This window comes from Marinoscillum sp. HNIBRBA16962 (assembly GCF_057801515.1).
Genome location: NZ_CM173603.1, coordinates 3,124,083 through 3,148,688 on the forward strand (window position 1 = coordinate 3,124,083; position 24,606 = coordinate 3,148,688).

The following is a 24,606-nucleotide window of genomic DNA, read 5'->3' on the forward strand; positions in this document are numbered from 1 at the left end:
AACTTACAAAAAGGCGGTCTCGATATTTGTCTCTAGCTGGCTATTTCATGAACTCGTTAGACTTTAAAGGTTGAAAAGGTAATAACGCTGGAAGGCGGCACGATATTATTTGCCTGTCAAAAGCAAATTAAACTCTTTCTCAGCACTATTATTTAAAATACCTCGAAAGATTGTGATCAAATTTTCACATAAAATATCAACGGGCTTTAAGTAGTTAAGGTTTTCCGGTAACCGTTCACTGGCTCTCATGGTGTAAAATGAAAAAATGGTATCCCGGTACAACAAGACAGTTGAGTCGATATTGGTTCCGGACTTCAAAACTCCATCCTCAATCGCCTCTGTTAAAAACACCCTGAAACGATTGAATACAGCATGCTGGATACATCGCTCTATCATTTGATTCACCTGGGGGTTAAAAGCCCTCATATCTTTGAAGTACACTTGATTAGCTTTGGCAAATACCATCCTGAAAAATAAAACCAAAGAAGCAAGTTTCGCGACAAATGATAATTCTGATTTGATAATAGCTTCGACCTCAGCGTTTACAAAGGTATATTTCGTCCGAAACAATATCCGGATGATCTCATCCTTTCCCTGGAAGTGTTTGTAAATGGTTTTTTTACTGATTTTCAGGTAATTGGCTATATCTATTACCTTTGTGTCACGTATGCCTCTTTCACTAAATAATACCTCTGCGGCATCAATTATTTGTTCCCTTCTATTCATTTTGCTGGCTGAGTTGAACCGCAAAATTAAGCCATAAAATATAATTTCAAGAACGATCCATATTGTTAGATTTGTAGCAATCTAACCGCAAAATGAACGAAGTAAAGAAGAAGATAGATCAGCTCACCGAAGAGCTCAACCACCATAATTATCTGTATTACCAGGAAAGCCGCTCTGAGATTTCAGATTATGAGTTTGATCAGAAGCTGAAGCAATTAGAGGAGCTGGAAAAGAAATACCCTGAACTCAAAAGAGCTGACTCCCCTACCCAGCGTGTTGGAGGCACCATCACCAAGAGTTTTGATACGGTTTATCACAAATATCCGATGCTCTCCCTTGGGAACACTTACTCTAAAGAAGAGCTTGTGGAGTTTGATAAGCGAGTGGAGAAAGGCCTGGGGACGACTGACTATGAATATTTTTGCGAACTCAAGTTTGACGGAGTGGCTATCAGCATCCTGTATGAAGATGGGCTGCTTAAGCAGGCCGTAACTCGCGGGGATGGCGTGAAAGGCGATGATGTTACCAATAATGTAAAAACCATCAAAACCATCCCTCTCCGGGTCTCCGGGGAATATCCTGAATCCTTTGAAGTACGCGGAGAGGTTTTTATGCCTAAAAAGGTCTTCGCCGCTCTCAACGACCAGCGTGCAAAAGATGGAGAATCATTGCTTGCTAACCCGAGGAACACAGCCTCTGGCACCCTGAAAATGCAGGACTCTTCCGTAGTGGCCAGTCGTAAGCTGGACTGCTACCTCTATACACTGCTTGGAGAAAATCTGGAAGAAAAGAATCATTCCGATGCAATTCACTTCCTGGAAAAACTAAAATTCAACGTTTCCCCTACTTACCAGAAATGTAAAAACATTGAAGAGGTTTTCGCCTACATAGAAAAATGGGAACAGGACAGGCATTCACTGCCTGTGGAAACGGACGGAATTGTCATCAAGGTAAACAGCTCTGATCAGCAGCAAGAGCTTGGCTACACAGCAAAAAGCCCGCGATGGGCTATCTCCTATAAATACAAAGCTGAAGGAGCTCAGACTCGACTAAACGGCATCACCTATCAGGTAGGCCGAACAGGAGCAATTACACCGGTAGCTGAGCTGGAGCCAGTGCAGCTGGCCGGCACCACCGTAAAAAGGGCATCTTTGCATAATGCCAATGAGATCGTACGACTGGATGTAAGAATAGGTGACGAAGTATTTGTAGAGAAGGGCGGAGAGATCATCCCTAAAATAACCGGAGTAAACAAAGAGAAACGGCCCGCTAACTCAAAATCCACCAAATACATCACCAACTGTCCTGAATGTGGAGCCGGGCTTATCCGTAAGGAAGGTGAAGCTGTCCACTATTGTCCGAATAGTGATGAGTGTCCACCACAGGTACAGGGACGCGTAGAGCACTTTATCTCCCGCAATGCTATGGACATCAATCACCTGGGTCCCCGAACGATCAGAGGGTTGTTTAAAGCGAATAAGATAGCCGGCATTGCTGACCTCTATACATTAAAATTTGATGATCTGAATGGCTTAAAATTTGAAGACATAGATGAAGTGACCGGAGAGGTAAAAATCCGGTCTATCAAAGACAAAACAGCCCGGAATATCATTGATTCGCTGGAAGCTTCAAAAAACATCGCCTTTGAAAGTGTACTATTTGGGCTGGGGATCCGGTATGTGGGTAAAACGGTGGCTGAGAAGCTTGCCGAGCATTTCAAGCACATTGACAAGCTTATGAAAGCTGATTTTGAAGAGATTGTAGCCGTTCATGAGATTGGCGAAAGGATCGCGGAGAGTGTCGTTGATTTCTTTGGAAATCCTGAAAATGTCACATTAGTGGAACGTTTGAAAAAAGCGGGATTACAATTTGAGGTAGAATACGCTGAAAATTCCGCACAAAATCAGATATTTGAAGGAAAGACACTGGTTGTCTCCGGGGTTTTTGAAAACTATGAGAGAGAGGAGCTCAAAAAACTGATCAAAAACCTCGGAGGAAAAGTGGCCAGCTCTATTTCCGGAAGCACCGATTTTTTAGTTGCAGGTGAAAATATGGGGCCGGCAAAACTGGAAAAAGCAGAAAAGCTGGGCACTACTATACTGAGTGAGAAAGAATTCAAAGCAATGATCGAATAGCATGCTGAAGAAAACAATTTTGAAATTAAAGACCAGGAAAAACCTAAAGCAAAGGATTCTTCAGACAAACGCTGATTTCAAAAGCAGTAAACAGATAGCTATCCTTTATTCCGATCTTTTTGAAAAGGAAGAAAACATAGATAAACTGGTCGGTGACCTGAATGCTGAAGGCAAAGAGACCCGTGTTTTGGTTTATTGTCATAATCCTCAGCAAGTCAATACCAAACACCCGCATTTCACAGCCAAAGACATATCCATGACAGGTGAGATCCACAATGACAGCCTGACTAATTTCCTGAATAAAGAGTACGATTTTGCACTATGTCTTGATGAATCCAATCACTTTTTGATAGATTATATATTTTCGCTGTTAAAAGCTAAATGCCGGGTAGGCTTCATGCATCCAACCAGAGACAAACTTTTTGAAATGATGGTACATGCCGAACAAAGTGAAACGGCGCTGAGTGGAGAAGTTTTGAGATACCTGAAAATGATCCAAAGCGTATGAGTATCGAGAAATTGAAAGGGACAGGAGTGGCGATGGTCACACCAATGAATCATGATTATTCCATAGATTTTGATGGATTCAAGCGGGTATTAAACCACGTAAGCGCTGGCGGAGTAGATTACATGGTGGTGCTTGGCACTACCGGAGAATCCCCAACACTCAGCTGGAAGGAAAAGCTGGAAGTCCTGCAGTTTGTTTTTGATAACAATGCCAAAGACTTGCCCATCGTTTTTGGTCATGGTGGCAATAACACTGCAGACCTGATCGAAAAACTGGAAGACCTGAAGGACTTCCCTGTTACAGCACTGCTCAGCACCAGCCCATACTACAGTAAGCCATCGCAGGAAGGCCTTTTCAGGCATTATACGGCCCTCGCCGATAAGAGCCCTTTCCCGGTGTTACTTTATAACGTACCTGGCCGTACAGCTGCCAATATAGCCGCAGAGACCACTGTGCGCCTGGCAGCTCATCCAAACATTATTGGTACAAAAGAAGCTGCCGGTGATCTGACCCAGTGCTCGAACATTCTCGAGGAAGTTCCCGCAGACTTTTTACTGATCTCCGGGGATGATGCACTCACGGTGCCTATCATTTCTCTTGGAGGATCGGGAGTTATTTCGGTCATTGCTAACCTGCAGCCACAGCCGTTTTCCTCAATGGTCAGAGCCGCACTGGAAGGTAATTACGAAGAAGCCCGGAAAATCAATGTGAAACTCCTTGAAGGCTATGAGCTAATGACCAAGGAAGGGAACCCCGTTTCCGTAAAGACCGGACTGGAGGTGCTTGGCCTGATCCATAATGATGTTCGGCTACCACTGTACAAAGGATCCGATAATCTTAAGAAAGCATTTGAAGCCTATTTAAAGAAATAAAATAAACAGACAAAAAACGCCGACATTATGACCGGCGTTTTTTGTTTAGTCTTTTCTTTTCCGTTCGTCTCCCTACTTATCATCCTTATTAAACCGCTTCAGGATCTTCTCCATATGCTTTCCTGCGGCTTCACGGCCTCCCAGCCCATAAGACAAGGCTACTGCTACTGCAAGGGCGCCTAAGGTAAGGCCAAACGCCAGCTCCACGATGCTGTTAGCTATTCCCATGGTACGCAGGGCAATTGCCAGAAATAACCCTATAATGGCTACCCGGGCGACCCCTGCAGTAAAACGATTGTTCTCCGAAGTATTCAGTGCATTGAAAACCATCGAGGCAATGAGATTACCAATAGCCATCACCAATAAGCCAAACAAGATGTTTCCGGACAGGCTAAGAATAGCATTAAGCGCCTGAGTCAATCGCTCAAAACCAAGCATTTCTATTCCTGAGATCACACCGAAAAAGATGAGGAAGAAAAAGGTGATATTGGCTATGATGGCGGAGAGTGACTGATCTCTACCGATCAGGGATTCCAGTTTTAGTTTCCTGGTAAGGTCATCCGTACCAATATTGGTCAACAGGTCCTTTAGGAAGGCCGTTATGAACTTCCCTCCTATAACAAAAATCGTGATGATCAATATCGCTCCTATAATGCTTGGAATGGCATCCAGCAGCTGATGAAGGATGTTGTTTGCTGGCTGGGTTATGGCATCCAGCTCCAGGGCATTCAGTCCCTGAATGATAAACGGAATAAATAAAACAAAGAAAACGATCTGCTGAATGAAATAAACGAACTTATCGGTTTCTTTAAAGCCCATGCTGTTAGCAAAGCGGTCGAAAAAGCTACCGGCCATCTTCACAAGATTGGAAACAAACTTGGCAAGAATATACCCGATAAAGATGATAGCAAGTCCTGCAAGAATATTTGGAACAAATCCCAAAAACTCATTGAGCATATTTCTGATAGGGTCCAGCACATAGCTTACACCCAGCATCTCCAGGACAATGAGTAAGATTACCACCATCAGGATGTAATAGACGAGATTGGCTATGAACTTATTCGTATCTACTATAGTGTTCCCTAATAATCGTTCATCCCACTCTGTCTTCTTCATAAGGCCGTGAACGATCTTTCGTATAAGGATAGCAAGTAGCCAGCCGATAATAAATACAACGATAGCTCCAAATACCCCGGGAAGAGCTGTACTTACCGTGTGTACAAGACTTTCTAAATAGCTAGGTAAATTCATAATGATGAGTTTAGGTTTGGTTGTAATTGGAAAATAGCAAATTTTTCATTGCAAAATACTATTCCATGCTCTATTTATGAATTGACCGGAGCATAATCTGCATGTAGAGGGGTTGGGTTGTACGCTAGAACATAAAAAAAGGGGCTCAAGGCCCCTTTTTATTTATAATCTTAACGAAATCTGAAATTAAGAATTCTTCATATTCTGGACCTCGATTCGGATTTCCTGAGCTATATTTTTAAGCTCCTGCATTCCTTTTCTTACTCGAGTTCCTGCTGCGGAATTTTGCTTTTCATAAAATTTACTGAAGTCTCCTTCTAGTGAGTCAACGAGTTCTTTTAATTGTTCGAATCTTTTCATATTAATAATATCTTAAAGGTTACTGATAATTATTCGATGAGGCAATTTATAAAAAATGTTCAAAAATCAAGCATAATGAGCTAAAAAAGCTAAATCTGAGCAATCGCTGCCCCTGCTACACCTGCTTTTTTATACACACCACTGTCTAATTTCTCTTTTACAGCCTCAAATGCGATGATAGTTTCCTTCACGTCATCTAAGGAATGTACGGCAGTAGGGATAATTCGCAGAATGATTGTACCCTTTGGTACTACAGGATAAACTACAACGGAGCAGAAAATATTGTGTTCCAACCGTAGATCTTTTACCAGATTCACAGCTTCCATGGTGTCCCCATTCATAATCACGGGTGTCACCGGAGATTGTGTGGTCCCGATATTATAGCCCTTCTCCTTAAATCCATTTTGAATGGCATTAACAATTGTCCAGAGCTTTTCTTTATGTTGAGGCTCTGATCTTAAGATATCCAGTCGCTTCAGGTTGCCAATCGTGATAGGCAAAGGTAGCGACTTGGCAAAAATTTGTGATCTGACCACATATCGCAAATAATCAATGATATCCGTATCACCCGCAATGAATGCGCCGATGCTTGCCATTGATTTTGCAAATGTAGAGAAGTAAATATCAATGCCATCCTGAACTCCCTGCTCTTCTCCCGCACCTGCACCTGTAGATCCCATAGTGCCAAATCCGTGCGCATCATCTACAAGGAGACGAAAATTGTATTTTTCTTTTAGCTTAACAATGTCTTTCAGGTTACCCATGTTTCCGGACATGCCGAAAACACCTTCTGTGATCACCAGGATACCGCCGCCACTTTCTTTTACCAGTCGCTCAGCTCTCACCAGCTGACGTTCCAGATTTTCCATATCATTGTGAGGGAACACAAAGCGCTTACCCATATGCATACGCAAGCCGTCGATGATACAGGCATGTGATTCAGCATCGTAGACGATCACATCTTTACGGTCTACCAAGGCATCGATCACAGACATCACACCCTGGTAACCATAGTTCAGAAGCATACCAGCCTCTTTTTTAACAAACTGTGCCAACTCCGTCTCCAGCTGCTCATGATATTTGGTGTTACCAGTCATCATCCGCGCTCCCATCGGGTAGGCCAACCCCCACTCTGCTGCTGCTTCCGCATCAACCCTTCTTACTTCGGGATGGTTAGCAAGACCCAGGTAGTTATTCAGACTCCAGGTCAACATTGTCCTTCCCTTAAACTGCATCCTCGGAGCAATCTCACCCTCCAGCTTTGGGAACATGTAGAAATTGTCATCATAATAGGAGTGCGAACCTAACGGGCCCCGATCCTGAAGTAATTTTTCAAATAAATCCATCTATTGACTGTTAATAAACCTTTACCTAAAGTACAACGCAAAACTAACACTAATTCGAGATAGCACAAACCCTCCAAACGTCTTTTCATCATCAATCATTCATGTTAAAAATATTCATTAGCATTGTACTTTACCCCAGATAAATGATGAAAATCAAGAAGATACTCATTGCAAATCGCGGTGAAATTGCCATCCGGGTCATGCGCTCGGCCCGCGAGATGAACATTAAAACAGTAGCCGTATACAGTGAAGCAGATGCCACCGCACCCCATGTTAGGTACGCTGATGAAGCCATCCTTATAGGACCACCCCAATCTGCCAAATCCTACCTGGTGATGGACAAAATCATCGAGGCATGTAAGACTACCGGTGCAGATGCTATACATCCCGGATATGGCTTTTTATCAGAAAATGCAGCTTTTGCTGAAAAAGTGGAAAAAGCAGGGATTATATTTATTGGTCCGTCTGCGGAGGCCATCAAGGTCATGGGTGATAAATTAGCCTCTAAACAGGCTGTGCAGGAGTTTGACGTTCCTCTGGTACCCGGGATGGACAAACCTATAAGTGATGTACAAAAGGCCAGGGAAATAGCCGATACCATTGGCTATCCGATTATGATCAAAGCCAGTGCCGGCGGAGGTGGCAAAGGGATGCGGATCGTAAATGACCCAAAAAACTTTGTAGAACAGATGGACAGGGCGGTTAGTGAAGCCAGAAGCTCTTTTGGGGACGATGCAGTGTTCATAGAAAAATTTATCACCTCTCCCAAGCACATCGAGGTACAAATACTTGGAGACCAGCACGGCAATGTGATCTACGTATTTGAGCGGGAATGCAGCATTCAGCGCCGCAATCAAAAGGTTATCGAAGAAGCCCCCTCAGCGGTCCTAAATGAAGCGCAACGCCGGAAATTTGGCGAAGCTGCCGTCAACGTAGCCCGGTCCTGCAACTACTACGGAGCGGGAACAGTGGAGTTTATCGCCGATAAAAACCTGGATTTCTACTTTCTGGAAATGAACACCAGACTTCAGGTGGAGCATCCGGTTACTGAACAAATCTCAGGTATAGACCTGGTGAAGGAGCAGATAAAAATTGCGCAGGGCGAAAAGCTATCCGTAAAACAGGAAGACCTTAAAATTAATGGACACGCCATAGAAGCACGCGTGTATGCAGAAGATCCTGAAAATAACTTTTTGCCGGATACGGGTACACTTAAGACGTATGTGAGGCCACAGGGACCGGGAGTACGGGTAGATGACGGATATGAAGAAGGTATGGATATCCCGATCTATTATGACCCGATGATCAGTAAGTTAGTCACCTATGGCAAAGACCGGGAAGAAGCTATCGTTCGTATGAAGCGTGCTATCGCCGAGTATAAAATCATTGGGGTGAAAACCACCTTGTCCTTTTGTGATTTTGTGCTGGATCACCCTGACTTCAAAGACGGCTCTTTCACTACAAAATTTGTAGAGCAGCACTTCACTCCTGAAAAGCTCAGGAAAGAGCCTTCAGAAGATATGAAAAAGGTGGCTGCACTATTTGCCTTTGAGCAATACAAAAACAGATCACAAAACTTTGTCCAAAAGGACACCAGCCGAAAAAGTTCAGCCTGGAGAAAAAGATTGAATTAGTAAATGGCAGAAATTCGTCCCCTGGCCGCCTGGCGGTATCATCCACGGTTCAAACATCAGATCGAAGAGCTTACTTCTCCCCTGTTTGATGTCGTTTCTGGTAAACAACGAAAAGCATTGTACGGAAATCCACTCAACAGCATTCATCTTTCCGTACCGGAAGGTGATGTGGCTGCTCATTCAGCGGAGAAAACTTTGAAACACTGGAAAGAAGAAAAGGTATTAGTACAGGATAAGCTTCCGGCCATTTACGTGTATTACCAGTATTTTTCATTAGCAGGATCTGACAATATCTTTTGCCGAAAAGGCTTTGTCTGCAACATCCGCATTTATGACTGGCCGGAAAAAGTTCTTTTGAGGCACGAAAGCACCATGCCCTTTTCAGTGAATGATCGCATTAACATCCTGGACCAGACACAGCTTAACGTTTCTCCTACTCATGGACTCTATACGGACCCTTCCAGGGAGATCGAGTCCTACCTGGATGAAAGCATGAAAAGCCCGATCTATGAATCAGAAGACTACCAGGGCGTAAAGGACGTTATGAGCGCTATCCATGATGTGAACGTGATCAGGAGAATTGTCGAGATCATTAAAGACAAACAGATCATCCTGGCGGATGGTCATCACCGGTATGGAGGTTCACTGGAGTATATGAAGCAGAAGAGAGCTAAAAACCCAAACCATACTGGCGAGGAAGGCTATAACTTCCACATGATGTACCTGACCAATACCGAGTCTGAAGACCTGAGGATACTGCCCACCCACAGGATCGTAAAGGATCTGAAGGATTTTTCAGAAGAGTGGCTGCTGAAAAAGCTGGAGAAAGACTTCATCATCAAACCGATACAGAATGCTCCTGATGTGAATGAGGTTATTCTGGGCAAACAATGGGCATTTGGGCTGCTGGTAGGTGATAATGCATACAAGATCCGGCTTAAACCAGAAAAAATTGACCAGATCACCTGGAATTTTCCCCGTGAAATAAATGAACTGGACCTTACCGTAATGCATTATTTTATCTTTGAAAAAATCATGGGCATTCCTGGAAAGAAGCAAACGGAAGTACGGAATATCTGCTTTCAGCGTAATTTCACCGAGTGCCTGAAGGAAGTTGTTACGGGTGAGGCACAGTTTGCTGTTATCACAAAGGATATTTCCATCGATACCGTAAAGCAGGTTTGCTATAGTGGCTATACCATGCCACAGAAATCCACTTATTTTTACCCAAAGGTTATTTGCGGCTTTTTATTTAGCTCCATAAAAGATGATGAATTTCACACACCCTTTGATTCTCGCTTCCAATAGTCCACGCAGGCAGGAACTGCTTCGTCAGGCCGGTTTTGCGTTTGAAGTGTTTGTATGGGATTTTGATGAATCATTCCCGGAAGGCCTCGCAGCAAAAGAAGTAGCTGAGTATCTGGCAGTGAAAAAGAACAAGAGCTATCGACCGCTAAAGCCTGATGCACTGATCATTACAGCAGATACGACAGTTGTCCTTGGAGACGAAGTGCTTAACAAGCCGGCAGATGCGGATGAAGCTTACCAGATGCTCTCAAAGCTTTCCGGCAATACTCATGAGGTAATCTGTGGAGTATGCATTTCTGCACCCAACAGGCAAATTGCGTTCTCAGACACCACGGAAGTTACTTTTGACCGCCTTACCGAAGAAGAAATAAATCATTACATCAAAACTTACAAGCCTTTTGACAAAGCGGGTGCTTACGGCATCCAGGAGTGGATCGGTATGACCCGGATCAGCTCTATCAAAGGCTCCTACTACAATGTGATGGGTTTACCTACACATAAGGTTTATGAGGTGTTGACGGGAGAGTTTGGAATAGAGGCCTCTTAAGTTACGCTTTCCTCCCATCTCATAAAACTATATTGTATCAATCAGGACATCCTTACGAAATCTTTATACCCTGGACTGTAAATTTGCATGAAAAATAGCACAGAGTGTTTTTCCATGTAAAAAGACGAAGCCTTTTCAGTCAATACCTGATTAGCCTATCCATGATCAGTGTTATTGCTGTTACTTCCTATTTTACCATCGGTCTTTTTGAGTACCGGGTGATCGCCCTTATCCTGCTACTGGCCATGACATTTGATATTTACCCCGTTTTGGTCACGGCTATTTTCAGTGCTTTGATCTGGAACTTCTTTTTTATCCCGCCAAAATTTACTTTTCATGTGGGATCGCCGGAAGATGTACTGATGTTTCTTATGTATTTCGCTATTGCCATGATCAATATTGTACTGACATCTAAGATCCGTAGTTTTGAAAAGAAGGCAAGGGATAAAGGTGAAAAAACACAAAAAAAAGTCGGAAGCACATGCTTCCGACTTTTTTGTGTTACGTTACGGTTAGGTTATTCGGTATAACCTGGATTTTGTTGTAGTTTATCATTCGCGTCGATTGCTGCTTTAGGAATTGGAAATAAGGTACGAAAAGACTCTGATGCTTCCTTAAATTCCCAGGCATCATTAAACCTGCCAAAACGAATTAAGTCATTACGTCTTTTCATTTCAAAAGCGAGCTCCCGACCTCTTTCTTCAAAGATATCATCCAATGTCACTGAAGTTAGAGTCGATGCATTGCTTCTTTCCCTAACCTGATTAACCAATGGCAATGCTGCCCCAAATTGTCCGTCACGAGCAAGTGCTTCGGCTTTCATCAGGATAACATCAGCCAGTCTTAAGAAAGCAATATCATTTCCTGCGTTACCACCGTTGGTATCAGGATCCAGCCCCCACTTGATCCATTTGATCCCGGCATTCATGGGTTGATTTCTTATCCCAGTAGCTAATATGATCTCATACGGTACCGGTCCTTTCTCAGATACTCCTTCTTCATACAAGAAAGAATTACCATCAGGTACTATTTCTTCCACCATCACCGTTTCACCGTTTCTAGGGTCAACCAATTCCCCGGGCATCATATACATTCCCATTCTGTCATCCCCGGGTTCGTACAATGCGGGCACTGAAGGTCTGGTTCCAAAGCCATTTTGTGGAGTGTAAGGTAGCCCAAACAACCCATTACCGCTTCCGCCAGGCGCAGGGCCTATTCCGGGAAGCACTTTCTGAACAATTGGATGACCAATACCTCCTGTGATCTGAGGGGTGTACACACCTCCCCAGATCATTTCTGCATTCCCTTCATTGTCATGGGCGAAGTTGTCAAAATAATTATCCAACAGACTGAATGCTCCTGAATTAATTACCAGATCAGCATTTTCAATCACCTTATCCCACTGGGCTGTTCCCGTGTATACTTCAGCGTTCAAATAAACCAATGCCAACAGACCATAGACTGCTTCTTGGGTTAGCCGACCATAATATTCGCCACCCACATCATTTTGGGACGGCAGATCAACTACCGCTTCATTCAATTCGGCTATCACAAAATCAAAGACCTCTTGTCTGGTATTTTGCTCAGGTAAGTTATTTGGATCAACCTTTGGTAAGGTGAATATTGGTACATTACCAAAGAGGTCCATCAAATAGAAGTATGCATAGGCCCTTAATGCCTTTAACTCTGCCTTTGCTCCAACTATATTTTCCTCTGCCAGTCCGGATGCATCAAGAGAGGCAATTAAAGCGTTGGCCTGACCTACGGTACGAAATAAAGTATTCCAAAAACCTCTTATGTAGCCATGGTCACTTTCCCATTTGTGCTCGGCCAGTTGTTCAAAAGAACTATTAGCCCACCACCCTTGGATCTTTCCATGTACGACTACCTGGTCTGTACACAATTCCAGGGTTCTGTACTCAACTCCAAAGGTTGGAATTCCAGCAAAATTACGATAAGCACCTGATAAAGAAGACAGTACCTGAGCCTCATTTGAGTAAAAACTATCCGGGGTATAAATTGAATAGATATCTTCCTCAACTTCACATCCCGAAATAAGTAACATCGAGAAAGTGATGCTTAAAATGAATTTCCGTTTGATCAATATATTTAAAAATTTCATATCTAAATTCTTTTAATGTTCACAATAACAGTTAAAATGAGAGGCTTGCTCCTAGCATAAAGACTCTGGGTCTTGGATAGGATAAATAATCAATACCAAGAGGTGGTGTGCCTCCTCTGTTTGTGTTTGTGCGCACTTCCGGATCAAATCCGGTATATTTTGTAATGACAAACAGGTTTTGGCCTGTCACATAAATCCGTGCATTGGACAAAAAGTCAATATTATCTGTTTGGAAGGTATAGCCAATATTGATATTGTCAAGCCTCAAATAACTTCCATTCTCGATCCATCGGGAGGAAAATTGTGAGATTTGATCACGGCTCATACCAAGATCAAGCGCTGATTTAAGCACATTGACACCGGGTGCAGCATTTACATAAGAAAATTCCGCAGCTGTATTGTTATATACTTTGTTTCCGGCTACTCCCCTAATAGAGACTGACAAATCAAAATTCTTCCAGAACACGCTATTACTAAATCCATAAGTAAAATCAGGATTTACCGTGCCCAGTATAACCTGGTCTGCTCCATCCTCTCCATCCACATCCAGGTAGGTTTCCATACCATCAGCATCCAGCCCGGTATATTTTCTGCCATAGAAAGTTCCCAGCTCTTCTCCGGGAGTAACAATTTGAATATTTACACCGTTACTTACTACTCCAGAAGTACTCTCTCTCAGAATTTCTTCCCTTGAGAACTCATCATTGGATAAGGAGATAACTTCATTTTTATTGGTTGAAAAATTCAAATTCATTTTCCAAAGAAGATCATCGGTATTAATGACATTTCCATCTAAAGTCAATTCAAATCCCGTATTGTCCACAGTACCAACATTGGCCCATTGAGTGGCTACTACTGAGGGAGCTGCGGTGGAAAATTCCAACAACAGATCTGTCGTATGCTTTTTATAGAAATTCATTGATCCGGATATACGGCCTCCCCATAATCCAAAATCCAGACCCACATTTGTTTGGCTGGTAGTTTCCCACTTAAGATCACGATTTGGATAATTGCTAGGTAAAACACTCGGGATTGTCTGACCGCCCAAAACGTACACAGAAGACCCGGAAATAGAAAGCTGCTCACGAAACAGGTTATCGGGAATTTCCTGATTACCAGTAACACCATAACCCAGCCGAAGCTTCAAATTACTGATCGTTGAACTATTGAAAAAAGCCTCATCAGATATTTTCCATGCAAAAGCGCCTGAGGGGAACAAGCCATATTGGTTATTGCCACCAAAACGACTTGAGCCATCTCTTCTTATAGTAGCTGTAAACAAATAATTACCTAACAATTTATAATTTATCCGGGCATATTGAGATGCCAGACGATTGGCTGATTTAAAAGAGGTATTAGCGATTGTATTACCGGATTGTAGTAAATTCCATTCTACTGAAGTTGACACAAATTGATTGGCTGCTGAAAAGGTATTTTCAGTAGTAAACCGCTGATAAGAGTAACCAGCCAAAATAGTCAGTACACTATTACCTGCAAACTCTTTGGTATAAGTCAGGTTTGTCTCAATTAAGGAACTTGTGTTGAGCAACTTACTAATTGATGCCCTTCCATTTTCTGCCTGGCCTATGGGATGGTCAGCAGGTACGCTTGTGTAGCGATTGATTGCCTGATCGTTTCTGCCCAAATTGACGCTTATATTTAAACCTTCAAGGATTTCATAGTTGAGGTTTAGGTTTCCGAGGAACAAATTTGTGTTTCGCTCATCTTTAATTTCCTCTGCCCACGAAACAGGGTTAACCCGCAGTTCTCCAATCTGGTAAAAGCTTCCATCCGGATTCTTAACAGGGAGTGTCGGAGCCCAGCGAATTGCATCTTTTAATACATTACCACCTTCATTACCAATATTGGATGAAATTGGCACAATATCATCAATGATGTTGCCATAGGTTAAATTAACATCCGCTTTTAACTTCCCGTCCATTGTAGTGTGAGAGGCATTTAAGCGTGCAGTATATCTCTCCATTCCTGAAGATCTAATCACTCCTTCTTGTGAGTTGTAACCGACAGAAGCCCGATAATTTAATGTATTGGATCCACCCCCAAAAGACAGGTTGTGGTTCTGGCTAATGCCTGTTCTGAATATTTCATCCTGCCAATTGGTGTTGGCTCCCTCATCCGGATATGCCAGGCCATTACTTTCAGCGTAATTCCTGTACTCTGAAGCCGATAAGACTTCAAGTTGGTTAGGGACAAATGAAGCGCCTACATACGTATTGTAAGTAATTGCCTCTCCGGATGATTGTCCTTTTGTTGTGATAATAATCACCCCATTAGCGCCCCTGGATCCGTATATTGCTGCAGCTGATGCATCTTTCAGTATTTCAATTGATTCTATATCCGAAGGATTGATCGTATTCAAAGGATTTGAGCCTTCAGATGAAAATGGAGAGGTGGACGATTCTCCAGCTACATTTACATATTCATTAGCGGTACTGAATTGCATGGGCACACCATCAATGACATATAATGGATCATTACCGGCAGAGATAGAACTGGAGCCCCGAATACGCACCGTAGTAGCAGCTCCTGGCTGGCCACTGTTTTGGATAATATTTACTCCGGCCACTTTACCCTGCATCAGTTGCTCCGGAGCTACAGCTAATCCTCTGTTGAAATCCTTTGGCCCAATGGAGGAAACGGCTCCTGTTAAATCCTCTCTCTTTACTGAACCATAACCAATGACCACTACTTCTTGCAATGCAGATACATCAACCTCAAGATTGATTTCAACCTGTGATCGACCATTTACAGGATATTCAACGGATACGTATCCTACAAATGAAACCTTCAAAATTGCATCCTCGGGTACATTGAGGGAGAAATTCCCTTCTATATCCGTAATGGTCCCGTTTGAGGTCCCTTTTTCTATGACTGTAGCTCCTGGTAAGGGCTCCCCGTTTTCATCGGTTACTTTACCACTCACACTTAACTGAACATCAACATTTTCCACAACTTGTGGTAATTGATCCGGGTTTTTTGCTTCCAGAAAAGAGATAGACTCATTCACTCTTTTAACAGAGATACGAGCCTGAGTAGAGACTTCTTTCAGCAGGTCATTTAAATTCCAAACTCTACTTTCTACCTCAATGGTCTTATCTTTTATCTCTCTTTTAGAGTAAGCAAACCTGAAATCAGTCAATGACTCAATTTCATTGATCAAATCAAGAAGTGATCTTGAATGTTGATCACCATTCAATTCAATGCTGATCTCCTTAAGAAGTTTTCTTTGTGCGGTTATCTCTGTTGCCAGACACATGGATAGTGACTGGAACATAATTATCACATAAATCCCCAGTTTGGACATGCGAATCACGAATTTGTGTAATTTTACATTCATATAGTTTTGGTTTAGTTACTAAAACTGTTATCAGGGGGCCGAATCACTCTCCAAAGTTTCTTCGGCCCCCTTTCCTTTATTTTATTATTAAGTCATTTCCTTTTATTTCAAATCCAATTTCAAATACAAAAGCTACACTTTCCATCACCTGCTGTAAGGTTGGATTATCTTCATGTTTAGCCGTATAAAGCTTTTGAGTTGTCAGCTTACTCTTATTTTCAACACTGACACCATACCATTTTTCAAGCGTCCTCAGTACTTCAGGTAAAGATTGATTCTTAAATACAAGGTTTTGATCGACCCAACCAAAAATCAAATCCGAATCCATAATTTGGCTTATTTCGAGGGTATTGTTAGAGAAGGAGATTACTGACATTTCATCTTTAACGATCTCAACAGATCTCCCCACCCGGTTGCTGGATACGACTACCACACCAGATTTTACAGCCACTACTTTATTATCCTCATTAGGATAAGACCTTACATTAAATGAAGTGCCTTTTACTTCCACAGTAAAATCATTCATCTTTATGATAAAAGGCTTATCAACATTCTTCGCTACATCGAAAAAAGCCTCACCTACTAATTCAACTTCTCGTCTATCGCTGCTAAATCTTTCCGGGACGATCAGTTTACTATCAGCATTTAACTTTACCGTACTACCATCAGGCAATTTCAGGTTGATCTTCTGACCTGCTAAACTGGTCTTTTCTATATACCTGACTTGTGCTGAAAGCTGGGCTTTTTCAGAAAGTTCATAGATGATATAGGTCCCTGAAAAAACTATAAAAAGAATTGCCGCATATTTCAAAAGGTTAATCGGGATCCTGAACTTTGATTTGGGTGCTGTAAATGATTCATCCTTAATTTCAGATTTAATTCTTTTTAATACTTCACTTCTTTGTTCTTTTAAATCCGGCATTCTTGTTTTCCAGTGATGCTCAAATTTCTCAAGTACCAGATGATTCAATGAATCTTCCTCAAGCCATGCCGAAAGTTTGTGTTGCTCCTCAGAAGTGAGCTCACCCATCAAGTATTTAAGAATAATCTGATCCATCAACATTTATTTAGCGGATGTATTATTAAAGATCAAATTGAATGCAAACCGGTTGAAGAATGTTGAAATAAATACAATATCCCCTTAATAGACCACAAAGTTTTAATGAATTTACATATTTATGTTAAAATCATTGAAAATATGATACCTATAGGGAAATATTGATCGGGTTATATTTAAGTGCATACCCAACCCAGGACAAGAAGGATAGAAATACCATTGGCCACATTACTACTTGGAGTATCCAGCGAATGGCTGTCATATTTTTTTCTAATGGTTTTGCGAATAATGCCGATTGCTTTTACCAATTGAGTTTTAACAGAAGCAATCGATATACCCAAATTAACAGCAATTTCTCTGTATTTCAATTGCTGATCTTTGGCCATTCGATAAATTAATTGACATTGATCAGGGAGGTCAGATACGACCATCTCAATTTCTTGCAATAATTCTTTTTCCAATAGTACTGCCTCAGGATCAACCTGATCAATCATTTTGACAGCATTATCAAATCCAATAGTAACCTTTCTATTGTAGGCACTGGTTAATGCCCGGATAGAATGGTTTTTAACAGCAATAAACAAATAAGATTCTATCTCCCTGACCTGAGAAAATTCTGCTCTGTTCTTCCATAGATTCAGGAATACCTCAGAAACAACATCCCTGGAGAGTTCTTCTGATTTTGTGAGTGACTTTGCAAAAACAAAGAGATGGTCAAAATTGCTGTGATAGATCCCATCAAACACTTCCTCTGTTAAAACATCTGGTTGAAAATGATTGATTTTCTCTTGTTTTTTCATCCTTACTTTTGCGGAGATTGTATTGTAAGTTAATGCTTTCTAAAAAATTAATAATTAGACTTGATTTGTTTATTGTATAAAAATCATAAATTAAATTTGCGTATTGGATGAATCACTCTCTAAATTTTTCAACGGACTTCCATTTTTCCAACGAATGTCCATTACGTGCTTAATGTCCATTAGGTGCTTCAGGATGAAAAAAACCTTCCCAGTTAAAAGTAAAATGATGGAAATAAAGATTGTGATTAAATCTATCTATGTGGTTCAAATATTGTTATTTTTTACCACATTTCATAGTTGTAAAGAAATGGGAGTAGATGACGGGTGCTAACTGCCGGAAGGCTACGAATCTGTTGAATATGAGCAGTTGGCAATTGATTGGTGTTGCATAGAACGAGATTCTGCTTATGTATTCAACAATGATTCAGAATACAATACCAGACTTGATACTACATCCACCGAAATGCCAGTCAACGACCTACCGGATATCGATTTTGAGAAGTATTCTGTAATTGGCAAAGAACTATATGGCGGAACTTGTGGAAGAAGTTGTTATGAACTTCAAAACCTGTCCATACATGATACTTAAGAGATTATTATCATTTGCATTGATCATAAATCCAGTAGTTTATCCTGCAAATGTAAGAAGGAGATTGATATAACTTATTGGTTCAAAATCCCAAAGATTCATGATTCATACGAAATAAGATTTCAGTTAAAATGAAAAAATAATCTTCATTCTTCTGAGTTTTCTCAGGCCTGTCATTCAGGCTCAAATCAAGAAGCGCAAGGCCATCCTAAAAGTCAAAAATCTGTGCAAACAGTGTGATATTCATGTCGCCAATGGGGTTTTAGGCTTAATTTTACCTACACGGAGCAGCAGAGGAAATTGGACTGTCTTAGTCTCGACTTTCCCCCAATTAAAGTTCAGGTCATCCTTGATCCGCTCCACCGGATCTGTACCATGCTGATCCCGATAATGCTTCACAGCTGACCAGGTGCTCAGGTAACCCAGAAGCTGATCTCGAGTCCATTGATAAGCTATTTGAAGATTTGGGGGATGGATCTCCTCAAATGGAAATGGTATTGTCTGATACATTTGGTCTATATACCTTCTTTCCGGGTCCCAAAACTTTCCAATTATTTCTGTATAAAAATGATCAATGATCGGGTCTGTTGCCGAATCTATTCTTACAAGTCCGTAACCAGCAGCTACCAGAAAAGACCCCGGAGCTCCTACCCGATTCACTTCCTGATAAAAGGCTTCAAAATCAAACCAATGAATAGCCTGTCCAATGATAATCAGGTCAAAGAAATCTGCCGGGAACCCGGTTTTTTCTGCCGGCTGAACGGAATACCGGACATTGGGAAGTTTTGGTGCCTGTGCTATTTGCCGGGCGCTGATGTCAGTAGCAAACACCTTTTCAAAGCTTTTGGAAAGTTCCTTTGCCAGCTGACCGTTTCCAGTACCACAGTCCCAGCAATTTCCCTTTTCCGGGACAATTGAGTTGATATACTGAAATAACGCGGGTGGATAATCCGGGCGGAATTTGGCGTAGTTATCAGCATCGGAAGAGAAGTGGTCTTTGAGCATTACACATATCTGATTTTAAAATAAATTTTTCAGTAATAGTAAAGTATTCCCAATTGAAGCGTTTCAAGTCCTCCCTCTAAACCAAAACTGTTTTCAGTGTTTTCTTGAGTGAAATCTTCAGTTTCTCTAGTCATTTTAGAGGCTTTGTATCCCAACTGTCCAATAAATGCCTCTAATCCCAAATTATCATTAATAAATAGTATACCGCCAGGTCTTGCAAGAATACTATACTCTAAGACATCTGCTTCTAAACCTTGATTTGTTCCAAACTTGATTTTTCCAACTCCTGCTGACAAAGATGTTTCAATGTATAAATAAAAACTTTTAGATAAAGATTTGTAAAACCTGGCCGGGATAGACAGGGTTGTTAAATTACTATTTAACCTATCATCATACGATACGGCAAATGGGTTTAATCGATTTCTTACTGTAAACTCATTCTGATAATAACTATAACTTAGTTGAATGCCTAAGCTTATGTTTTTATTCAAAAAGAAACCAATCTTTGGTGATATAACAAAAGACTTTTCCTGGGACCTTTCAATATTGTCGCTTATCAAAAAATCTCTATTCTTACTTGATTGGAAATAACCTAATGAGCCTCCTATATATTTAGAACTATCGCTTATTTGAGCTTGTGAATGAATGGATGATATAACAACAAGAAGAGAGAATAAGTATTTTATCATGTTTTTTTATCACAACCTATATAAATAGAACAATAATTTCAACAGACTTTGGCTATTTCCCAAAACCTGCCATCCCACTTACATCTACCCTGTATTGGGCAAGGGATTCCTGCTTCTTAGGATTGTCTGTAATGAGTTTCACGGATGTTACCTTCAGGTCTTTGAGGATCTTTGCTGCAGCGCTAAAATCCCGATTGTCTTTACTAAAACCTGCAGCTAAATAAGCATCTGCCTGTTTAACTCCCTTTCGTTTATGCGCTATGCTTTTTATCAAGGCAAAATGTCCATTTCCTTTACCTTCCTGATCCATCAGGATAATAATCCCTTTCCCCTCTTTCTCTATGAGTTTTTGAGCAGCTTCCATCTGCTGCTGACAATCGCATTCCAGACTGTTGAAATAATGACCGTGAATGCAGGATGAGTGGATACGACATAAAATATCTTTACCTTCTTCTACTTCTCCCAGAACCATGGCAATGGTTTCTTTTTGTCCGTCATAGTAAAGGTATTCCTTATACTCTCCAAATTTTGTTCGCAGGGTGCTTTGGCCAAGTTTAACAATCATTTTACATAAGGGGTGCAAGATGCCGGCACAAAGCCGGCAATCTCTCAATATTTAGAAGTGAACTAAAATTAATCTTCGCTATCCTCCTCTGCTGGCTTTTCTTTCTGAGGCTTCTTCTTTTCTTCGTTGGTAACCTCTACCTGGTCACCGTCATTCAGGCGTTTAGATACAGCCAGAAATGGTCCTGAAATGATGCGATCTCCTTCTTCTATTCCTTCAGTGATCTCTATGCGTTCAAAGTCGCTGATCCCTGTTTTCACAATCGTTTTGGTTGCTACCCCATCTACAAGTTTAAAGACCACCTCATCTACTTCCTGATCCAATAAGTTTTCCTCGTCAGCTGCCTCGTTTGATGGTGCCCCTCCTTCTCCTCCTTCACTCTCAACTTTGCGGGTGGTCACTGCTGAAAGCGGAACGGTAAGGATGTCCTTTTTAGTCTCAGTAATAATATCCACACTTGCCGTCATACCGGGACGGAATGGGTATTGCAATCCTTTCTCTTTGACGAGATCCTGATAAGAGGAATTAAGGATCTTAATGCGTACTTCAAATTCGGTTACCGCATCCGCAGACGCTTTGGTATTTGCCGTGTTGGCTATTTGCGTAACCACTCCCTTAAATGTCTTATCCATGTATGAGTATGAATCCACGTCAATGATTGCCGTATCTCCATTACCGATCCGGATAATATCATTTTCATTCACATCGACCCGGACTTCCATGTTGGACAGGTCGGCTATCCGAAGCATCTCCGTACCCTGCATCTGGGAAGTACCTACCACAGTCTCTCCTTCTTCTACATCAAGCTTGGATACGATACCCGTCATTGGCGCATTGATCTCGGTAAGTTGCAGGTTCTCTAAAGCTTCATTTACAGATGCCTGGGCGCTTTGCACGATGTATCGTGCTGCTTCTACATTTTGCCGCGCAGACAGGAGATCCTGCTTGGCCACATTGTAGTTAGCCTCTGCAAGTTGATAATCTGCGTCAGAGATCACTTTTTCATCATAAAGCTTTTGCTGACGATTAAACTCCAGTTCGTTTCGCTTAAAAGTAGCCTGAGCTCGTGCTTCACGTGCTTTGGCATCTTCAAGGTTTGCTTTTTGTTGGTTCAGGTTCGCCCTGGTCCTTTCCAGAATTGAAATGAAGTTATCGGGACGGAGTTTCAGTAAAAAGTCCCCTTTCACAACGGAATCTCCTTCCTCTATTGTCAGTTTGATGATCTCACCTGAAACTTCAGGGCTGATCTTCACCTCCACAACGGGCTGCACCGAGCCGGAAGCACTCACCTTTTCAATGATAGTAGCTTTCTTAGCTGTAGCAGCCTCTACCTGGATAGCTTTTTTCTGCCCTACCCACCCCTGAGATCTGCCGATAACAGCAAACAGGATCAGAAACACAACTACACCTAAAAGGATATAAAGGATTCTGTTTTTTGATTTTTTCTTCTTAGCCATGGTGATTAGAATGTAATGTTTTTACCCTGATAGAAATCAAGGATTTTCTTTTTAAATATGAAGTCAAATTTAGCTCGAACCAGGTCTGACTTAGCTCGAAAGAGGTTATTGGATGCTACCTGGTAATCAGTAAAATTGGCAGCGCCAAGGTTGTACTGATTTTCAATAGACCTGAAAGTTTCTTCCAGGGCCTCTACTTGTTTCAGAGAAGCTGCATAGGTTTTGGAGGCCGCATTAGCGTCGTTATATGCCTGCTCGATCACCTGCCTCAAATTGTTTTTCTGCTCGGTTACCGCTATCTCAGCCTGCTGCAGGTTGATCTTAGCTCGCTGCACATTGGATTTTGCCTGCAGGTTATTAAAAATGGGTACCGACAGGTTTAATGAAAGAGAACGGCTCAGGTTCTGGTCAATCTGATCGTTAAAACCAACAGTTTCAACTGACCCATTCCGAGTAACTGAATATTGTCTTACAGCAGCGCCATTTTCAGTAACGAAAAATGTAGGATCGGTAATGGGGTTTCCATTTTCATCCGTATCAATTATATAGGGATTATCTGCATCGGGAATAAACTGCTGAAATGCTGAGGAGTAGTTAGTCCTGAAACTTCCACTTAAAGAAAGAGAGGGTGCATATCCTGCTTCAGCTATTTTCACCCCCATCACAGCACTTTCCACCTGCAGCTGAGCGCTTTGGATCTCCGGCATGGCTTCCAGAGCTACTGTATACACTTCTCCAACTGTAATCTTCAGGTCAGGACCCTGCTCTACTTCCAGATCAGGCACTATGATGTCTATTTCCTGAGACACGGGGATAAGCATAGCCTGTTTTAAATTAAGCAATGCAAGGTTAAGGTTATTTTCAGCATTGATCACATTTACTTCGTTAGTAGCTACCTCAGAGATCAGCTCCAGCTCATTGGTTCTGGGCAAGGCTCCACCAGCTACGAGCTTTTTTGTACGCTCGAGCTGCCCCTGGCTTGATTCCAGCTGGTATTGAGCATTTTCCAGCAGCTCACGGTTGAAGATCACATTGAGGTAAAAAGTGACAATGTTCAGAGAGATATCATTTTGAGCTTTCTCTACATCGTATTCTGATGTCTCCAGGTTCAATGTATTTTGCTTTACGGCATTGGTAAGCCTGAACCAGTTGAACAATGTTACGCTTGAGTTTCCGCTCAACCCGGAAAAAGTAATCTGCTCCGTTATAAACTGGTTAGTGGTAGGGTCAATGGACCGACCCCAGTTGTAACCATAGTTTCCACCAATATTCAGATCAGGAAGACGGTTAGCTTTGGACTGCGTAAGATCAATCTTTGCCTGTTCTTTCTGAAGCATGCTACGTTTTACACTGAGATTGTTATCAATGGCAATGTCTATGCATTCCTGTAAGTTGAGTACAATGACCGAATCCTGCTGTGCAAATCCAGCCAACGCGAAGAAGCTGATCGCTGCAGTAAAAATGAGTTTTTTCATGTGTTTTCAGTTACTAGCTGTTATGATGTTATGATCAAAAAGATAGCTGGCTGGAGTTTTAAGATTATTTATCAATGTCAGGTATATAGATGACTTTTCTAACCCAACTAAGGTTACGGATATATTCCAAAGAAATAGGTTTTATTCCTGAGTCCATTTCAAAAACAAGGCAGGCTAATTCATTTTTGCCTTTTCTGGATACTGTCATTGTTGCTATGTTACAATCATCATGAGAGATCACATCAGAAATAAATGCAATGCTGCCTTTCTGATCATCTGCATTGACGATCAGCGTATGAGCGCTGGCGCTAAAGGAGGAGTCAAATCCATTCACCTCCTTAATTCGTATGACCCCACCCCCTCTGCTTTCTCCAACGACCTCAGCCGTATTTTCTTCTCCTTTCAGGCTTAATCTTACTGTATTGGGGTGGTAAACGGATGCATTCCCCACGGATTTAAATTTGTATACCAGTTTTTCTTTTTCAGCAATGTCAAGGGCTTCTTTGATGCGCTCGTCATCGGTTTTGAAATCCATGAGTCCGGCAAGAATAGCACGATTGCTCCCATGCCCCTCGTATGTTCTGGCAAATGAATTATAAAAAGTGATATGAGCTTCTTTGGGGGCTTCTCCCAGGATACGACGAGCTACCCTGCCGATCCGAACTACACCAGCGGTATGAGAACTGGATGGACCGATCATTACTGGACCGATCATATCGAAAACACTACTTCTTTCAGACATTCCTGATTTTTATACGGATAAAAAATGATTTCGATACCCTTTATTTTATTAGTAGTATTT

Annotated in this window: 22 protein-coding genes; 8 read left to right on the forward strand and 14 right to left on the reverse strand. The window is 41.7% G+C overall.

Annotated elements, in window-relative coordinates; translation table 11 throughout:
- Positions 1 to 105 precede the first annotated feature (105 nt).
- Positions 106 to 726, reverse strand: coding sequence for a TetR/AcrR family transcriptional regulator (locus AC3E9V_RS13070; protein ID WP_488748569.1), 621 nt, complete (start codon positions 724 to 726; stop codon positions 106 to 108).
- Between the two features lie 92 nt (positions 727 to 818).
- On the opposite strand from AC3E9V_RS13070, the gene ligA reads away from it, so the two are divergent.
- From ligA to dapA, 3 genes are read left to right on the forward strand one after another with little or no spacing between them, the layout of a single operon-like run.
- Entirely contained in the window at positions 819 to 2,861 is a 2,043-nt protein-coding gene (ligA, locus tag AC3E9V_RS13075; RefSeq protein ID WP_488748570.1) for an NAD-dependent DNA ligase LigA, read from the forward strand.
- 1 nt (position 2,862) lies between these two features.
- Complete coding sequence (locus tag AC3E9V_RS13080) at positions 2,863 to 3,369, forward strand: DUF6913 domain-containing protein (RefSeq protein ID WP_488748571.1); 507 nt, start codon at positions 2,863 to 2,865, stop codon at positions 3,367 to 3,369.
- On the forward strand, positions 3,366 to 4,241 hold the full coding sequence (gene dapA / locus AC3E9V_RS13085; protein ID WP_488748572.1) for a 4-hydroxy-tetrahydrodipicolinate synthase: 876 nt from the start codon (positions 3,366 to 3,368) through the stop codon (positions 4,239 to 4,241). The genes AC3E9V_RS13080 and dapA overlap by 4 nt, the downstream gene beginning before the upstream one ends.
- Before the next feature lie 72 nt (positions 4,242 to 4,313).
- On the opposite strand, the gene AC3E9V_RS13090 is transcribed toward dapA, so the two are convergent.
- The 3 genes from AC3E9V_RS13090 to AC3E9V_RS13100 form a co-directional block, all read right to left on the reverse strand.
- On the reverse strand, positions 4,314 to 5,492 hold the full coding sequence (locus tag AC3E9V_RS13090) for a mechanosensitive ion channel (protein WP_488748573.1): 1,179 nt from the start codon (positions 5,490 to 5,492) through the stop codon (positions 4,314 to 4,316).
- A gap of 186 nt (positions 5,493 to 5,678) precedes the next feature.
- Positions 5,679 to 5,852, reverse strand: a complete 174-nt coding sequence (locus tag AC3E9V_RS13095; RefSeq protein WP_488748574.1) for a histone H1 — start codon at positions 5,850 to 5,852, stop codon at positions 5,679 to 5,681.
- An 89-nt stretch (positions 5,853 to 5,941) separates the two neighbouring features.
- On the reverse strand, positions 5,942 to 7,198 hold the full coding sequence (locus tag AC3E9V_RS13100) for an aminotransferase class I/II-fold pyridoxal phosphate-dependent enzyme (protein WP_488748575.1): 1,257 nt from the start codon (positions 7,196 to 7,198) through the stop codon (positions 5,942 to 5,944).
- A 143-nt stretch (positions 7,199 to 7,341) separates the two neighbouring features.
- On the opposite strand from AC3E9V_RS13100, the gene accC reads away from it, so the two are divergent.
- From accC to AC3E9V_RS13120, 4 genes are all read left to right on the forward strand, one after another.
- A complete protein-coding gene (gene accC, locus AC3E9V_RS13105; protein WP_488748576.1) occupies positions 7,342 to 8,832 on the forward strand; it encodes an acetyl-CoA carboxylase biotin carboxylase subunit in 1,491 nt (496 codons plus the stop codon).
- 3 nt (positions 8,833 to 8,835) lie between these two features.
- Positions 8,836 to 10,140, forward strand: coding sequence for a DUF1015 domain-containing protein (locus AC3E9V_RS13110; protein ID WP_488748577.1), 1,305 nt, complete (start codon positions 8,836 to 8,838; stop codon positions 10,138 to 10,140).
- Positions 10,100 to 10,687 carry a Maf family nucleotide pyrophosphatase gene (locus AC3E9V_RS13115; RefSeq protein ID WP_488748578.1) on the forward strand — a complete coding sequence of 196 codons (588 nt, stop codon included), beginning with the start codon at positions 10,100 to 10,102 and terminating at the stop codon, positions 10,685 to 10,687. The genes AC3E9V_RS13110 and AC3E9V_RS13115 overlap by 41 nt, the downstream gene beginning before the upstream one ends.
- 161 nt (positions 10,688 to 10,848) lie before the next feature.
- On the forward strand, positions 10,849 to 11,217 hold the full coding sequence (locus AC3E9V_RS13120; protein ID WP_488748579.1) for a DUF4118 domain-containing protein: 369 nt from the start codon (positions 10,849 to 10,851) through the stop codon (positions 11,215 to 11,217).
- Here AC3E9V_RS13120 and AC3E9V_RS13125 read toward each other — a convergent pair.
- From AC3E9V_RS13125 to AC3E9V_RS13140, 4 genes are all read right to left on the reverse strand, one after another.
- A complete protein-coding gene (locus tag AC3E9V_RS13125; protein WP_488748580.1) occupies positions 11,205 to 12,809 on the reverse strand; it encodes a RagB/SusD family nutrient uptake outer membrane protein in 1,605 nt (534 codons plus the stop codon). The genes AC3E9V_RS13120 and AC3E9V_RS13125 overlap by 13 nt on opposite strands.
- 31 nt (positions 12,810 to 12,840) lie before the next feature.
- Entirely contained in the window at positions 12,841 to 16,167 is a 3,327-nt protein-coding gene (locus tag AC3E9V_RS13130; protein WP_488748581.1) for a SusC/RagA family TonB-linked outer membrane protein, read from the reverse strand.
- Between the two features lie 76 nt (positions 16,168 to 16,243).
- Entirely contained in the window at positions 16,244 to 17,224 is a 981-nt protein-coding gene (locus AC3E9V_RS13135) for a FecR family protein (protein ID WP_488748582.1), read from the reverse strand.
- 176 nt (positions 17,225 to 17,400) lie between these two features.
- Positions 17,401 to 18,024 carry a sigma-70 family RNA polymerase sigma factor gene (locus AC3E9V_RS13140; RefSeq protein WP_488748583.1) on the reverse strand — a complete coding sequence of 208 codons (624 nt, stop codon included), beginning with the start codon at positions 18,022 to 18,024 and terminating at the stop codon, positions 17,401 to 17,403.
- Positions 18,025 to 18,391: 367 nt separating this feature from the next.
- Here AC3E9V_RS13140 and AC3E9V_RS13145 point away from each other — a divergent pair, with 367 nt between their 5' ends.
- Complete coding sequence (locus AC3E9V_RS13145) at positions 18,392 to 18,613, forward strand: hypothetical protein (protein ID WP_488748584.1); 222 nt, start codon at positions 18,392 to 18,394, stop codon at positions 18,611 to 18,613.
- Positions 18,614 to 18,856: 243 nt separating this feature from the next.
- Here AC3E9V_RS13145 and AC3E9V_RS13150 read toward each other — a convergent pair whose 3' ends face one another.
- The 6 genes from AC3E9V_RS13150 to sdaAB form a co-directional block, all read right to left on the reverse strand.
- Positions 18,857 to 19,618 carry a class I SAM-dependent methyltransferase gene (locus AC3E9V_RS13150; RefSeq protein WP_488748585.1) on the reverse strand — a complete coding sequence of 254 codons (762 nt, stop codon included), beginning with the start codon at positions 19,616 to 19,618 and terminating at the stop codon, positions 18,857 to 18,859.
- A 29-nt stretch (positions 19,619 to 19,647) separates the two neighbouring features.
- Positions 19,648 to 20,307: a hypothetical protein gene (locus AC3E9V_RS13155; protein WP_488748586.1), complete on the reverse strand. Its 660-nt coding sequence runs from the start codon at positions 20,305 to 20,307 to the stop codon at positions 19,648 to 19,650.
- A 52-nt stretch (positions 20,308 to 20,359) separates the two neighbouring features.
- Positions 20,360 to 20,872 (reverse strand): GTP cyclohydrolase II, encoded by a 513-nt coding sequence (locus tag AC3E9V_RS13160; RefSeq protein WP_488748587.1) that lies wholly within the window; start codon positions 20,870 to 20,872, stop codon positions 20,360 to 20,362.
- A 68-nt stretch (positions 20,873 to 20,940) separates the two neighbouring features.
- Complete coding sequence (locus AC3E9V_RS13165) at positions 20,941 to 22,329, reverse strand: efflux RND transporter periplasmic adaptor subunit (RefSeq protein WP_488748588.1); 1,389 nt, start codon at positions 22,327 to 22,329, stop codon at positions 20,941 to 20,943.
- Positions 22,330 to 22,334: 5 nt separating this feature from the next.
- Complete coding sequence (locus tag AC3E9V_RS13170) at positions 22,335 to 23,804, reverse strand: TolC family protein (protein ID WP_488748589.1); 1,470 nt, start codon at positions 23,802 to 23,804, stop codon at positions 22,335 to 22,337.
- Between the two features lie 64 nt (positions 23,805 to 23,868).
- Positions 23,869 to 24,546 (reverse strand): L-serine ammonia-lyase, iron-sulfur-dependent subunit beta, encoded by a 678-nt coding sequence (gene sdaAB / locus AC3E9V_RS13175; RefSeq protein ID WP_488748590.1) that lies wholly within the window; start codon positions 24,544 to 24,546, stop codon positions 23,869 to 23,871.
- Positions 24,547 to 24,606 lie beyond the last annotated feature (60 nt).